A 14,171-nucleotide genomic window follows, 5' to 3' on the forward strand; every position below is an offset into this window, starting at 1 on the left:
GGGCCGTCGGCCCTCGCTCAACGACCGGAGTGGAGCGGCTTGCGACGTTTGTCCAACCCCGTGGCGCGGGCAAGCGGCGTAGCGTCGGGGGTATGGCGAACGTTGCAGATTTCTTCATCGACACCCTCAAGCGCGCCGGCATCACCCGCATCTGGGGTCTTCCCGGCGACTCGCTCAATGCCTTCACCGATGCGCTGCGGCGTGACAGCGGCGACGACGCGATCCGCTGGATGCACATGCGGCACGAGGAGGCCGCCGCCTTCGCCGCGGGTGCCGAGGCGGAGCTGACGGGCGAGCTCGCCGTCGTCGCGGGCTCGTGCGGCCCCGGAAATCTGCACTTCATCAACGGTCTGTTCGACGCCAACCGCAACCGCGTGCCGCTGTTGGCGATCGCCTCGCACATCCCGTCGGCCGAGATCGGCAGCACCTACTTCCAGGAGACCCACCCGCAGGAGCTCTTCCGCGAGTGCAGCGTCTACACCGAGCTGGTGAGCGATCCGGCGCAGATGCCGTGGGTGCTGGAGATCGCCATGCGCGCCGCGGTCGAAAAGCGCGGGGTTGCGGTCGTCGTCGTGCCCGGTGACGTGTTCTTCGCCGACGCTCCCGATCGGCGGCCGACGGCTCCGATCCGGGCCGCTGGCTCGACGGTGCTGCCCTCGGCATCCGCTCTGGCCGCCGCCGCGACCGCACTCAACGACGCCAAGAAGGTGACGATCCTCGCCGGCTCGGGCGTCGCGGGCGCGCATGACGAGGTGCTCGCCCTCGCCGAGACGCTGCAGGCGCCGATCGTGCACGCCCTGCGCGGCAAGGAGCACATCGAGTGGGACAACCCCTACGACGTGGGGATGACGGGGCTGCTGGGCTTCTCGTCGGGGTACAAGGCGATGGAGTCGTGCGACACCCTGCTGATGCTCGGCACCGACTTTCCGTACCGGCAGTTCTTCCCGTCGAAGGCGACCGTGATCCAGGTCGACATCCGCGGCGAGCAGCTGGGGCGGCGCACGCCCATCGACGTGGGATTGGTCGGCGGTGTGAAGGAGACGGCGAACGCGCTGCTGCCGCTGCTGCAGGGTGACCGGTCGTCGAAGCACCTGGACGAGAGTGTCGCCCACTACCGCAAGACGCGCGAGCGGCTCGATGACCTGGCCGTCGACGACGGCAAGGCTCCGGTACGGCCGGAGTACGTCGCGCGGGTGCTGGACGAGCTCGCCGACGAGGATGCCGTGTTCACCGCCGACGTCGGAAGCCCCGTGATCTGGGCCGCCCGCTATCTGCACATGAACGGCAAGCGGAGGCTGATCGGCTCGTTCGCACACGGGTCGATGGCCAACGCGATGCCGCAGGCGCTCGGGGTGCAGGGCGTCGACCGCTCGCGCCAGGTGATCGCGCTCGCCGGCGACGGCGGGCTGGCGATGCTCCTCGGCGACCTGCTGTCGATCCGCCAGAACGATCTGCCGGTGAAGATCGTCGTGTTCAACAACTCGTCGCTCAACTTCGTCGAGCTCGAGATGAAGGCGGCGGGCATCGTCAACTTCGGCACGGGGCTCGACAATCCGAGCTTCGCCGCGATCGCCGAGGCGATGGGCATCACCGGCATCCGCGTGGAGAAGGGCAGCGAGCTGCGCGGAGCGATCGCGCAGGCGCTCGCGACCGACGGGCCGGTGCTGGTCGACGTGGTCACGGCGCGTCAGGAGCTGGCGATGCCGCCGTCGATCACGCTCGCCCAGGCGAAGGGGTTCTCACTCTGGGCGCTGCGCACCGTGCTGTCGGGGCGCGGTGACGAGCTCATCGACCTCGCCGACACGAACGTCTGGCGGCGCCTGTTCCACTGACGCGGCCTGCTCCGTCGCAGGTCGGGCCAGGCGGTGGCGGCGCTCGATCGCCTGCCCGGCGTAGCTCGCGCCGACGATGAGTGCCGCTCCCGCGACGCCGACAGGCCCGATCGCCTCGCCGCCGATGGCCACGCCGACCACGAGTGCCCAGACCGGTTCGGTGCCCATGAGGATGCTCGCGCGTGCGGCCGACGTGCGCCGCACCGCCCAGAGCTGCACCGCGAAGGCGAACACCGAGCACAGCAGCCCGAGAAACAGCACGTCGGCGAGGGCCGCGGCATCCAGTCGGGAGACCGCGACCGGCAGGGCGGGCCCCGCGATCGCCGAGAACACGACGCTGCCGACCACCAGCTGCACGACGACCACGCCGAGCGAGCTGTCGCGGCGCCCGCGGGTGAGGTGGCCGCTGGCGGTCACGTGTACGGCACGCACCACCGCCGCGGCGATGACGAGCGCATCGCCGGCGGTCGGCGAGTGGATGCCGTCGCCGGAGACGAGCAGTGCGACGCCGACGACGGCGGCCACCGCGGCGACGAAGTACGAGCGCGGCAGCCATACGCGTGACGCGATGCCCTCCAGTGCTGGCGTCATGACGAGGGCGAGGCTGATGAGCAGGCCCGCGTTGGTGGCGGAGGTGAGGCTCACGCCCCAGGTCTCCAGCCCGATGACGGCGGCCTGCGTGCCCCCGAGCGCCACCGCGATCACGAGCCCGCGTCCGCGGGGGAGGCGCTGTCGGGTGAGGGCGCAGAGGATGCCGGCGCCGGCGGCGGCGACGAGGAACCGCAGCGCATTGGCGGAAGCGACCCCGGTGAGGCTGATGAGGTCTTTGGCGACGAGGAAGCTGGCACCCCAGACGGCGGCGACCGCGAGGAGGGCGAGGTCGACGAGCAGGTCGGAGCGGCGGGTCATGCGCCCAGCGTGACAGGCGTCGTCGTGAAGAGCATCGGGCAATGTCTTCATCGATGTGTTAGAGATTGCTTATGGATCCGATGCGCCTGCGGCTGCTGCGCGAGCTGGACGATCGCGGCAGCGTGTCGGCGGTCGCGGCGGCGCTGCACGTCAGCGCGTCGGCGGTGTCACAGCAGCTGGCGATCCTGCAGGCGGACGTGCCCGTGCCGCTGACGGTGAAGCAGGGGCGTCGGCTGGTGCTGACGGATGCCGGGCGCGCGCTCGCGGCGGCCGGGGCCCGGGTCGACGAGGCGCTCGTGCTCGCGCGGGAGAGCGTCGGAGCGTTCCTCGCCCACGATGCCGCGCCGGTGCGCGTGTCGGCGTTTCACAGTGCGGGCGTCGCGCTGTTCGGACCGCTGCTGGCGGCGCTCGACGGCGCCCCGGTCGCGCTCGCCGACGAGGACGTCGCGCGCGAGGAGTTTCCCGGACTCGTGGCCGCGCACGACCTCGTCATCGCGCACCGGCTCGCGCACGACCCGGACTGGCCGCGGGAGCGGATGGTGGTCACGCCGCTGTTCGTCGAACCGCTGGACGTCGCGCTGCCGCAGGCGCACCCCCTGGCATCCGCCGACCGAATCGATCCTGTGGCCCTCCGCGGACAGACGTGGATCTCGACGCACGAGGGCTTTCCGCTCACCGGCGTGCTGCAGGCGATCGCCGCCCTCAGCGGCGAGCACCCGATCATCGGCCACCGGGTGAACGAGTTCTTCGTCGCCGCACAGATCGTCCGCGCCGGGGCGGCGATCGCCGTCATGCCGCGGTTCACGGCGCGCGCCTTGGCGACCGACGGCATGGTGCTGCGTCCGCTCGCTGGGGTCACCATCAGCCGTCACGTGGACGTGCTCGCCCGCCCCGACGCGTTGGCGCGCGCGGCCGTGCGCCGCGTGCGGGCCGCGCTCGTGGATGTCGCCGCCGACCTCGCGCGGTGACCCCCCAGGCATCGCCCTCGCCCTGCTGCCCCGTCCGGTTCGGGGTCACCTCTGGTCGCTCAGCGTGGGCGAGAACGACCACATGCGACCCCGAACCGGCGGGAGGGGGCGGTGTCAGCCTCCCTGGCGGCGGGCATCGGAGCGGGGCATGCTGGAGGCATGTCCTTCACCATCTGGAACGTGCTCGTCCTGGTCGCGGTGCTGGCCGGGCTCGCGCTGTTCGTCGCGGCGGTCGTCAGCATCGCGTCGTCGGCGGCGACGAGCCTGGAAAAGACGCTCTGGATTCTCGTGACGCTGATGTTCCCCCTCATGGGGCCGATCGTCTGGCTCGCGGTCGGGCGGCGCTCGATCGTCGCGAATCCGGCCGATCGCCGGTGAGGCGCGCGGCTGTCAGCCGGCGAGCGCGAGACCGCAGGCCTCGATCGTCCACCCGATGAACGCCTCGTCGTTCGGGTCGCTGCCGACCGACACCTCCCGGGTGATCCCGCGGTGAGAGCGCTCCCGTAGGCTGGAGTCGACCTCCTTCTCCCCTTTTCAGAACGACTGCGTTCCCGTGCCACTTCGTCGCGACATCCAGGGTCTGCGCGCGCTCGCCGTGCTGGCCGTCATCGGCGCGCACGCCGCCGGCTGGCCGCAGGGCGGCGTCGCCGGGGTCGACGTCTTCTTCGTGATCTCGGGCTTCGTGATCACCGGGATGCTGCTGCGTGAGCAGCGGAAGGACGGTCGCATCCGCCTGGCGCGGTTCTACGGCAGACGTGCTCGCCGCCTCGTGCCGGCCGCGCTCGTCACGGTCGGCGCCGTCGTCGGCACCGCCTATGCCCTGTTCGGACGGGCACGCGCGGAGCAGATTCTGTGGGACGGCGTCTCGGCGCTGCTGCTGGTGTCGAACTGGCGGTTCACGCAGCAGGGCACCGACTACTTCGATGCGGGTGATGCCGTCTCGCCGTTGCAGAACTTCTGGTCGCTGTCGGTGGAGGAGCAGTTCTACCTCGTCTGGCCGGGGTTGTTGATCGTGTCGCTGCTGTTCGTGCCCGCCGTGGCGCGCCGCGGTCGGGCGTCTGCCGCGGTCGCCGCCGGATGGGCGGTCGTCGTGATCGCGGCATCCTTCGGGTGGGCACTGCTGCAGAGCGCGTCGGCGCCGACGGCGGCGTACTTCTCGACCGCGACGCGCGCGTGGGAGTTCGCACTCGGCGCTCTGGTCGCGGCGGCCGTGCCGCTGCTGCGATCGCTTCCCGCAGCCCTCGGGGCGCTGCTCGCGTGGATCGGTGTCGCGGGCGTGGTGGCGTCGCTGGTGCTCATCGACCCGGCTGCCGTGGGTTTTCCGGGGCCGTGGGCTGCCGCGCCGACCGACGCGACCGCGCTGGCGCTGGCCGGCGGGGTTGCCGCGCCGCCGCTGGCGCTGTTCCCGTGGTCGAACCCGATCGCGGTCACGATCGGCAACGCGTCGTACTCGCTGTATCTGTGGCACTTCCCGGTGGTCGTGTTCGCCGCCGCGCTGCTGCCCGCGTCGCCGTGGTCGCTGCCGCTGACCCTGGCGATCATCGCCGTCGTCGGGTTCGCGTCGTACGCGATCATCGAGCAGCCACTGCGCTACGCACCGTTCCTGGGTGGGCGGGTGCCCGCGACGGTAGCGGCCGAATCCCCGGAGCCGGCCGTAGACGTATCGGATGCCGCCGCGCCCGTCGAGCCTGCCGAGGCTCCCGCTGTGGCGCCGCCGGTGCGCACCCCCGAGATCGCGACGCGGCGGCCGGCGGGGTGGCAGCCGGGCACGCGCTACTTCCCGGGCAGTCCCCGGGTGGCGGCCCAGAGCGCGGGTGTCGAGCCGGTCGAGGTGGCGGCGGCATCCGTTCCGGAGGTCGTGCCCGTCGAGCAGCCCGTGAGCGCTCCACCGGCGGTCGAGGTTCCGGAGGTGCCGGCGCTCGCGATGAGCGACAGTGTCGCGGCGGAGAGCGTCACGCCGATGGTCGCCTGGCGGGAGCGTTTCCGCACTCAGGTCTCTCTGGCCGCCGCCGGTCTCGTCGCCGCCGCGCTGCTGGTCGTGCTCGTCGTACAGGTGCAGCAGCCGCACCCCTTGCCGCCGACGGCCGGGGGCACCGATCAGGCGGCGCCCGCGATCGAAGATCCGACGGCGGCGCTGCAAGCCGATCTCGCAGCGGCGGTGTCGGCGACGACCTGGCCCGATCTGCACCCGTCGCTCGATGAGGTGATGGCGCAGTCGTCGGGAGCGAACCCCGCGCACGACTGCTTCGCGCCGACGCCGCTGCCGGATGCCGCGGCGTGCGCATGGGGGAGCGGCGACGCTCCGCGGCACCTGTACCTCGTGGGCGACTCGACCGCGATGGCGTATGCGCCGGCGCTGAAGGCGCTCGCCGAGCAGAGCGGGGGAGCGATCCGCGTCACGACGGTCGGGCTCTACGGATGCCGCTTCACGGACGTACTCGTGCAGAACGACGATCCCGCGGTGATGCAGGCGTGCACCCAGCGCAAGAACGACGTGGCCGCAATGATCGCCGCCGATCACCCCGAGCAGGTGCTGGTCTCGAACGCGTACACGCTGGGGCGTACGGCGGACGGGCGCGACCTGAGCGCGGCAGATCTGATCGCGGCCGAGGCTGCAGAGATGGCGCGGTACGGGATGCCGGGCCGCATCGTCTACCTCGAGGCGCCGCCGGAAGGCGCGCCCCTCGGCAACTGTTACACGCGGGTCGGGTCGCCGTACGCGTGCGCGACGAGCATCACGCCGGTGTGGCGCGACATGCAGGCGGCGACGGCGGCCGCCGCAGCGGCGACTGGCGATCGCCTGGTGGATGCGCTGGCGTTCACCTGCTGGCAGGACGTCTGCCCGGCGTTCGCGGGGACGCTGCCGATTCGCTACGACCAGACACACCTCACGGTCGCCTACTCCGCGCACCTCGCGCCGTATCTGCGGTGGGCGCTGGATGGTGCTGACGCGGCCGGTGCGCCGGCGCCGCCCGGTTAGAATCGATGCGCCAGCCTCTGTAGCTCAGTGGAAGAGCCACTCCGTCCTAAGGAGCGGGTCGGGGGTTCGAATCCCTCCAGGGGCACCGCTTGTTTTTGCTCCTGACCAGGTATTTCTTCCGTGGTCAGACCTCGCAGAATCGCGTTTTGCCCGCTTTTTGCCCGCATTTGTAGGCGCTGTGAATGGAAACAGGGCCCGGCAGAGCGCTCCATCCGGCGTCCCCGAACGATAAACTGGCGCGTTTCGTGCGGCGTAGAGTTCGATGAGAATTGAGCAATCTGCTCTCTACAGTCGGGTCGGCAACACGTATCGCGTTTGCGGACCTGCTGGCAGCGCCACGAGCGGCATCTGGGCGTTGAGGCGTGCCGCGACGGCATCCAGATCGTCGTCGAAGAGGTCGGCGTAGGTGTCGAGCGTCATCGCCGCCGAGGCATGCCCGAGCATCCGCTGCACGGCCTTCAAGTTGGCGCCCGAGCTGATCGCGAGTGACGCGGCCGTGTGGCGGAGATCGTGCGGTGTCAGCCGCGGGATCGACGGGTCGACTGTCTGTGCGCGCTGCACCGCGTTCGCGAACCAGTCCTGACTGCCGGACCTGCGCATGTGGTGGATGTCGGCGCCGAAGTACAGCCGTTCTGCGCCCTTGCCGGCCCACGCCTGCTCCATCATCGGGGCAAGACGCTCCGGGTAGGGGCCGAGCGCTTCTTGTGCGTCGTTGGTGTACCGACGTGGATCTCGTAGCCGACTAAGACCGCGTTCCTCTTCGATGACCGAGAGTCGACGCAGTCGGTTCACACTGCGCACGCGTAGCGCGGTCGCCTCGCCCCCGCGCAGGCCGGTGTAGCCGAGCGTCAGCACCATGGTCGGATGCCCCGAGCATGCCGCCAGCGTCGCGACCCGGCCGTGCGAGAGGTAGACGCGTCGCTTGCCCGGCCCTTTCCGAAGCAGGGTGCGGATGTTGCGGGCCGGATTGCGGGCGAGGCGACGGTCGTCGATGGCGACATCGAGGATGCCGGCGAGAACGCCGAGGGCACGGATGACGACGGTGCTCGACTTGCGCGTCGCGAAGTCGGACACCCAGTCCTGAACCTCGGAGCGCCGGATCGAGTGGATCTCCCGATCTCCCCAGACGGGGGCGACGTGGTTCTTCCACGCCCGCTCGAGCGTCATGTAGTACGAGGGCTTCGACATCGGCGGCTGCTTGGAGCGCAGCCAGCTGTCGGCGAACATCCGGACCGGTACTCGGGACGACGTGGGGGCGATGTACTCGCCCTTCGACTTCGACACCGTGACCATCGAGAGGTAGAGCTGCGCCTCGCGGATCGTCGTGAAGCACCGCTTCTCCGCCTCGGTGTGGTCAGGCTTGCGATAACGCACGCGGTAGCGGCGGCCTTTCGCCGACTCCTATGGGGTGATGCTGCCCATCTCGACCTCCGATCTTGGCGCGTGATGATCAGTATCGGGACAGTTTTGGACATAGCTTCGGTGCCGTCAACCGACAGCGAACGATGTGCGTCGTGATGCAGCCGAATGATGGCAAACGTCCCGCGCTACCCACAACGCGCTACGCGGCGGGCGGCGTACATCGATACGCTCAGCTCATGGAGCCCACGACGCCGGCAACGCTGGCCTTGGATTACGGGGTTCCCCAGAAGCGCATTCGGGACATTCTTCGCTCGCTCTATGGCACTCTGCCTGACGATCGCACACGATGGGTACTTGATGACCTTCAGACGGAGGAAGTGCGGTCGCGGCTAAGCGCCGGCGAAGGTCCGCGTGAGTGGGCGCTCGAGATCGGTGACAAGGTCCTCAGGCGCGCCATTCATCGTCAGTATGGCGGGGGGCAGCAGGGCGGCATCTCGACGTCGAGCAAGACCAACGACATCTTCATCTTCACGAACCCGGCTCGCGGCTCACGGTACGGATACGACCTCCACGAAGGCCTACAGGCCGACGGCAGCTTTGCCTATACAGGGGAGGGGCAGTCGGGGGATCAAGAGTTCACACGTGGCAATAAGGCGCTCCTCAACGCTGCCGACGAGGGTCGCGTGATAGTAGTGCCCCTTAAGGTGGTGTAGCCCACGGTGGCCGGCTCGTCGTTCACGACGTAGGCGCGGTCACCGTGTGATCCTTCGAGGAAACTCTCACATCCCACTCGAAAGGCATCATCACGATGACCGCACTTCATATTGTCGACCCTGCGAGCGTGCTCGCTGAAGCCTTGACCGACGCGTCGCCGGATCTGATGCGCAGCCTGCTGCAGACCACGATCAACGCGCTCCTCTCCGCTGACGCGGATGCCGTCGTGGGCGCGGAATGGGGAAAGCCCAGTCCCGACCGGACCGCGCAACGCAACGGTTACCGGCACCGCGACCTCGACACCCGTGTCGGGACGATCGACGTAGCGATCCCGAAGCTCCGCCAGGGCACGTACTTCCCGGAATGGCTGCTTGAGCGCCGCAAGCGGGCCGAGACCGCGCTGATCACCGTCGTCGCGGATTGCTATCTCGCCGGCGTCTCGACCCGCCGGATGGACAAGCTCGTGAAGACCCTCGGGATCCATAGCTTGTCGAAGTCTCAGGTCTCACGGATGGCCGCAGACCTCGACGAGCACGTCGACCAGTTCCGGCACCGCCCCCTGGGTGACGCGGGGCCGTTCACGTTCGTCGCCGCCGACGCCCTCACGATGAAGGTCCGTGAGGGCGGGCGGGTGATCAACGCGGTCGTGCTCGTCGCGACCGGCGTCAACGGCGACGGGCACCGGGAAGTCCTCGGCCTCCGGGTCGCGACCAGCGAGACGGGGGCCGCCTGGAACTCGTTCTTCGCTGACCTGGTCGCCCGCGGTCTCGGCGGGGTCCGCCTCGTCACCAGCGACGCCCATGCCGGGCTCGTGGACGCGATCGCGGCGAACCTGCCCGGCGCGGTCTGGCAACGCTGCAGAACCCACTACGCAGCGAACCTGATGAGTGTCTGCCCGAAGAGCATGTGGCCGGCCGTTAAGGCGATGCTGCACTCCGTCTACGACCAACCCGACGCCGACGCCGTCAACGCGCAGTTCGACAGGCTCCTGGACTACGTCGAGGAGAAGCTCCCCGACGCGTTCGAGCACCTCGACAACGCCCGCGCGGACATCCTCGCGTTCACGGGGTTCCCCGACGGGCTCTGGCAGCAGATCTGGTCCAATAACCCCAACGAGCGGTTGAACAGGGAGATCCGCCGCCGCACCGACTCCGTGGGCATCTTCCCCAACCGCGACGCGATCATCCGCCTCGTCGGCGCCGTCCTCGCCGAGCAAACCGACGAATGGGTCGAAGGCCGCCGCTACCTTGGCCTCGAGATCCTCACCAAGAGCCGCCTCGCCCTCGTCCCCGACACCGGAAGCGAGGTGAACACCGACACCGTCCTCGAACTCAGCGCCTAACCGAAAACAACAGCAGAAGGATCACCGACCGCTACACCACGTACTGGGGCTTGACCCGCGTGATCCGGGTCTTCAACGCGAAACCCCCTTACGCTACCTACGTCGGAGCGTTCACCACAGGGGAGCCCGTATGCACCTTCCAGGAGATTCCGGGTCAGGACGGACTGCTGCGACGCGCCATCGTCTTCAATCTGGTCCCGCTCGATGCGAGCACGTCTCTCCTGTCTCCGCATCCTGGGCGACTTCGCATGCTCAAGCCCCAGATTGTGCGATGGGACCCGCCCGATGCTTCGGACATCAGCGTGGTAGTGGATGCCACCGAGCTACCACCCGGCGATCGGGTGGTCTCACGCGTCGAGTTCCAACTCCAGGCAGACTTCGGTCACTGGTTGGAGGAGCGTGGAACGCCGCCGAGCCGTCTCCGTCTGCCAGTAGCCGGCACGATCATCGAGCCCGACATGTATGTAGAGTCCGAGGGTTGGCTTGTGGAGGCCAAGAAGTCGACGGGGCGTGAGTATGTCCGGATGGCCATCGGGCAGGTGCTCGACTATGTCCACAACGCGCGCACGCTCGACACCGTGACGACTCCGATGATCCTGCTGCCTGGGCGCGCGGAGGTCGATCTCATGGAGCTGTCGGCCGATCTCGGCATCACGCTCGCCACACGCGATGGTGACTCGTTCGAGCTGCTGCGGCCTTAGCCTGCAGAGACGATCGCGCGAACCGCAGGGATGTCTGCGGGCGCCCATTCGATGGTGTCCAGCTCTGTAGGTTTTAGCCACCGGACCTCGGAGTGTTCGGTAACGCGAGGGGCGCCGGACCGAAGCACACACCAGAAGGTTGTGAGTGTGACGTCCCCGAAGTCGTAGGCGTGGGTGGTGGTGGTGAGCTCGTCACCGACTTCAACCTCGCAGTCGAGCTCTTCACGAATCTCACGTTCGACTGCTTGGCGTGCTGATTCGCCGGGCTCGATCTTGCCACCGGGGAACTCCCAGAGGCCGGGTAGGAGCGATTGAAGCCCGCGCTGCGCGCAAAGCACTAATCCGTCGCGGACGATGACGGCGCCGACAACCTTGACGTTTCTCCGAACGGGCACCCGTTCATCATGCCTGCTGGGGCAACAGTGATGACGACATCGGGCTGATGTCGATGGATCGCATCTGAAGGCAGTATTCACCGACGCGACCTAACTCTCGCTGGCGCTCCCGCTGGTCGCAGCCGTGTTGTTCGGCCGGAATGACCGCAACTGCTGGCTACTCCGCGGGAGCTCCGGTTGTCAGCCACGCCAGGTCGTTGTACGCCGTGTCATTCGAGTGATCATGCCCGCACTCGAACTGGTCTGCGCGGATGTTAGCGGCGACCGTCTCGATCTTCGCGCGGATCGCAACAAGGAGCTCAGCGTCGACGGCCTCATTCAGGTGGTCACCCTTCTCGTCGAGGTTGAGCACCTGGATCCGATCCGCTGACTCTCCCGTCAACTCGTGGTATCCGAGCGCGTAGACACTGAGCTGATCACGGGTCGTCGCGATCTTCTGCGCGTCTTCCGTGGATTTGAAGTCGACGATCGACACTTCGTCCGTCTCGAGCCTCTTAATGAGGTCCACCCGGCCGTCAACGGTGACGCCCGGAGCGACCACCACCTCGATCTGCTTCTCTGAGTGCACGGTGCGGGTGAGATCCTCCCCATGGTCATCGAAGTAGTTGTTCAACGCCTTCACGGCCGCCCGACGCAACTGGTCGCGCAGCGCCGGGTATGCGTACGGCGTGTGGAGGTGGCGGTCGACGAGATCCGCGGCTTCCGCCTTGATGGGCACGTCTCCGGCAAGTGCACGCTTGTGCATCTCGGCGAGCGCGTCGTGCAGACCCTTGCCGTAGCCGAGCGCCTCATGGATGGGCGGGTTGAACCCGTACATGAACCGCAACTTGAACTGGTACGGGCATTCCAACAGGTACTTCAGCTCGGAGAACGAGATGGCAATCGCCGGAGTCTCCGTCTTCGGCACCGGCGTGAGACGTTCCACCGTCGGCAGACCTGGGTCGGCCGTCAATACCCAGTCGGAGCCGGACGCATCTCGGAAGAAGTCAGACTGGCGTCGTGCTTGCTGGTTGGACGCGATGGGTGCCCAGGACATGTAGAGGTACTTCTGCGCGCGAGTGACGGCGACGTAGAACAGCCGGGTCTCCTCCGACAACCCGCCTCGATATCGAGGACCGTTTGGGACTGCCTCGATCGGCACGACGTGGAAAACGTTCAGGCCACCGCTCGCGCGAATGGGGAAGCGGTTCTTTCGCAGGCAGGGCACGAACACGACGGGCCACTGCATGCCTTTCGCCCGATGGACAGTCGTGATCGTGACCGCGTCAGGGGTCGCGAATCCAGCGTCCTCGTCCGCCTCCTCGTAGTACGCCGGTGCCTGTCGATCATCTGTGATGAACCGGACGAATCCCTCGTACTTGCGCTGCGGGTCGGACGCGAAGTTGATCGCTTCGAAGTCCGAGATCACCTGTGAGAACTTCCCGAGCTGGTACATCACCAACTCCGCTCGCGCAGGCGTGCCGGGGATCGTCGCTTCGCGGACATCCATCGCTTCGAGCACGTCCAGGTAGAGACGCTGCACGTTGTATGTGCCCCACCGGTCGCCACGACTGAAGTCAGAGCCTTCCTCGAGAATCCGGACGCCGCGTGCCAACAGTTCGGGTGAAGCAAGAATATCGGCCTGGTCGAACAGGCTCCTCAGCGCGGCTTCATCGATTTCACCGACCATGAACTGGAACATTCCAACGAGCGCCTCGATCTCCGGCGCATCGAACAGCCGCGCGAGCCCCTTGATGATGTACGGGACGCCGCGGCGCCGGAACTCGTCAACCAGAGGTTCGGCATCTTTGACGGTGCGGTAAAGCACCGCGCAGTCCGACCACGACAGTCCCCTCGGCGCCGCATCAGGTACATCGGTGAAAGGCATCCCCCGCAGCGCTTCGACGCGATCCACGATCCATACGGCTTCTTCATGGGGATCCGCGAACTCGAGTGCGAGCATGTCGCCGCGCTCCCAGACCTGGTGCGAGGCGTACTCCATCGCCTTCGGGAGTCGCTCGTCCGGTGGGAGCCATTCGGCGATGGTCCGGCCGAGACGGACGACGCCCTTCGACGAACGGAAGTTGTCGGCGAGCTCAATCGTGCGGACGTCGTCGTGCCGGTTGGCGAACGTGAGGATGTTGGAGACTTCGGAGCCGCGCCACTGGTAGATCGTCTGATCATCGTCACCGACGACACAGAGGTTGGCGCCCCACCGAATGAGGCCGGCGATCAGCTTCTCTTGCAGCGGGTTCACGTCCTGGTACTCGTCCACGACGACGTACTTGATGTCCTCGCGAATGTGCCGGAGCAGCTCCAGCTCTGGTGTGGTGAGGTCGGGATCATCCGGATCTGACTCGAGGAAGGCGACCGCGGTGGCAATCATCGCCGTGTAGTCGAAGTACTTCCGACGCGACAGAAGGTCGGCATACGAATGCAGGCTGTTGGCGACCCCGTCAGGCACGAGATCGAAGTCGACCTCGTCCTCCTGGAGGATTGAAAGCACCTGCATGTACAGCTTCGAGTCGGCGTACCGCCAGAGCGTCGGTCGGCTGGGGGCGGTCGTGGGACATGTCGTGAGCCCCGACTTCGTCGATTCGCGGTCAATCAGCAGACGCTGCGTGATGTCCGTGAGAACTCCATACTTGAACGCTTCGGGCACGTAGGTCTGCAGCAGGTTCAGAGCGAACCCGTGCATCGTGCCGACGTACATCTCTGCTAGCCCTGTCAGCTCGCCGTGTTCGTCGTGAACGATGCGGTGGATACGCTCCTTCAGCTCAGCAGCGGCCTTCTCAGTGAAGGTGAATGCGATCACGTTTCCAGGACGCGCACCCGGAAGCCCGAGGATCCGCGAAATTCGCTGCGAGATCACCTGTGTCTTCCCTGAGCCCGCGCACGCGATGAGCTGGAGCGGCGCGGTGAGCTCATCGATGGCGGCTTGCTGCGCCGGTGTGTAGGTAGTCATCATCGGGAGGCTACCGTCGACCAG

General features: G+C 67.6%; 11 protein-coding genes and 1 tRNA gene. 8 read left to right on the forward strand and 4 right to left on the reverse strand.

Features of this window, described 5'->3' with window-relative positions:
* Nucleotides 1-92 precede the first annotated feature (92 nt).
* The gene (poxB, locus tag HMPREF1529_RS08720; RefSeq protein WP_016464534.1) at nt 93-1,832 is read left to right on the forward strand and encodes a ubiquinone-dependent pyruvate dehydrogenase; all 1,740 of its coding nucleotides are present in this window, start codon (nt 93-95) and stop codon (nt 1,830-1,832) included.
* Here poxB and HMPREF1529_RS15630 read toward each other — a convergent pair.
* Entirely contained in the window at nt 1,740-2,741 is a 1,002-nt protein-coding gene (locus HMPREF1529_RS15630) for a DMT family transporter (protein ID WP_016464535.1), read from the reverse strand. The genes poxB and HMPREF1529_RS15630 overlap by 93 nt on opposite strands.
* A gap of 71 nt (nt 2,742-2,812) precedes the next feature.
* Here HMPREF1529_RS15630 and HMPREF1529_RS08735 point away from each other — a divergent pair, with 71 nt between their 5' ends.
* The 4 genes from HMPREF1529_RS08735 (at nt 2,813) to HMPREF1529_RS08750 (ending at nt 6,774) form a co-directional block, all read left to right on the forward strand.
* On the forward strand, nt 2,813-3,709 hold the full coding sequence (locus HMPREF1529_RS08735; protein ID WP_016464536.1) for a LysR family transcriptional regulator: 897 nt from the start codon (nt 2,813-2,815) through the stop codon (nt 3,707-3,709).
* 159 nt (nt 3,710-3,868) lie between these two features.
* Nucleotides 3,869-4,087, forward strand: coding sequence for a PLDc N-terminal domain-containing protein (locus HMPREF1529_RS08740; RefSeq protein ID WP_036282841.1), 219 nt, complete (start codon nt 3,869-3,871; stop codon nt 4,085-4,087).
* Between the two features lie 175 nt (nt 4,088-4,262).
* Nucleotides 4,263-6,689 (forward strand): acyltransferase family protein, encoded by a 2,427-nt coding sequence (locus HMPREF1529_RS08745; RefSeq protein ID WP_016464538.1) that lies wholly within the window; start codon nt 4,263-4,265, stop codon nt 6,687-6,689.
* A 13-nt stretch (nt 6,690-6,702) separates the two neighbouring features.
* Nucleotides 6,703-6,774 (forward strand) — tRNA-Arg (locus HMPREF1529_RS08750).
* 200 nt (nt 6,775-6,974) lie between these two features.
* On the opposite strand, the gene HMPREF1529_RS08755 is transcribed toward HMPREF1529_RS08750, so the two are convergent.
* A complete protein-coding gene (locus tag HMPREF1529_RS08755) occupies nt 6,975-8,063 on the reverse strand; it encodes a tyrosine-type recombinase/integrase (protein WP_016464539.1) in 1,089 nt (362 codons plus the stop codon).
* A gap of 224 nt (nt 8,064-8,287) precedes the next feature.
* Here HMPREF1529_RS08755 and HMPREF1529_RS08760 point away from each other — a divergent pair, with 224 nt between their 5' ends.
* From HMPREF1529_RS08760 to HMPREF1529_RS08770, 3 genes are all read left to right on the forward strand, one after another.
* Nucleotides 8,288-8,764, forward strand: coding sequence for a hypothetical protein (locus tag HMPREF1529_RS08760; protein WP_016464540.1), 477 nt, complete (start codon nt 8,288-8,290; stop codon nt 8,762-8,764).
* A gap of 95 nt (nt 8,765-8,859) precedes the next feature.
* Nucleotides 8,860-10,107, forward strand: a complete 1,248-nt coding sequence (locus HMPREF1529_RS08765) for an IS256 family transposase (RefSeq protein ID WP_016463647.1) — start codon at nt 8,860-8,862, stop codon at nt 10,105-10,107.
* A gap of 50 nt (nt 10,108-10,157) precedes the next feature.
* A complete protein-coding gene (locus HMPREF1529_RS08770; protein WP_051120828.1) occupies nt 10,158-10,808 on the forward strand; it encodes a hypothetical protein in 651 nt (216 codons plus the stop codon).
* Here HMPREF1529_RS08770 and HMPREF1529_RS08775 read toward each other — a convergent pair.
* Both HMPREF1529_RS08775 and HMPREF1529_RS08780 read right to left on the reverse strand, forming a co-directional pair.
* Nucleotides 10,805-11,203 (reverse strand): (deoxy)nucleoside triphosphate pyrophosphohydrolase, encoded by a 399-nt coding sequence (locus HMPREF1529_RS08775; protein WP_036282843.1) that lies wholly within the window; start codon nt 11,201-11,203, stop codon nt 10,805-10,807. The two genes, HMPREF1529_RS08770 and HMPREF1529_RS08775, sit on opposite strands and share 4 nt — an antisense overlap.
* Nucleotides 11,204-11,360: 157 nt before the next feature.
* Nucleotides 11,361-14,147 (reverse strand): ATP-dependent helicase, encoded by a 2,787-nt coding sequence (locus tag HMPREF1529_RS08780; protein ID WP_157533873.1) that lies wholly within the window; start codon nt 14,145-14,147, stop codon nt 11,361-11,363.
* Between the last annotated feature and the right edge of the window lie 24 nt (nt 14,148-14,171).

This window comes from Microbacterium sp. oral taxon 186 str. F0373 (assembly GCF_000411455.1).
Classification (GTDB): domain Bacteria; phylum Actinomycetota; class Actinomycetes; order Actinomycetales; family Microbacteriaceae; genus Microbacterium.

Coding starts and splice junctions, on each gene's coding strand:
- poxB (WP_016464534.1), top strand. CDS start 93: ATGGCGAACGTTGCAGATTTCTTCATCGACACCCTCAAGCGCGCCGGC.
- HMPREF1529_RS15630 (WP_016464535.1), bottom strand. CDS start 2,741: ATGACCCGCCGCTCCGACCTGCTCGTCGACCTCGCCCTCCTCGCGGTC.
- HMPREF1529_RS08735 (WP_016464536.1), top strand. CDS start 2,813: ATGGATCCGATGCGCCTGCGGCTGCTGCGCGAGCTGGACGATCGCGGC.
- HMPREF1529_RS08740 (WP_036282841.1), top strand. CDS start 3,869: ATGTCCTTCACCATCTGGAACGTGCTCGTCCTGGTCGCGGTGCTGGCC.
- HMPREF1529_RS08760 (WP_016464540.1), top strand. CDS start 8,288: ATGGAGCCCACGACGCCGGCAACGCTGGCCTTGGATTACGGGGTTCCC.
- HMPREF1529_RS08765 (WP_016463647.1), top strand. CDS start 8,860: ATGACCGCACTTCATATTGTCGACCCTGCGAGCGTGCTCGCTGAAGCC.
- HMPREF1529_RS08780 (WP_157533873.1), bottom strand. CDS start 14,147: ATGACTACCTACACACCGGCGCAGCAAGCCGCCATCGATGAGCTCACC.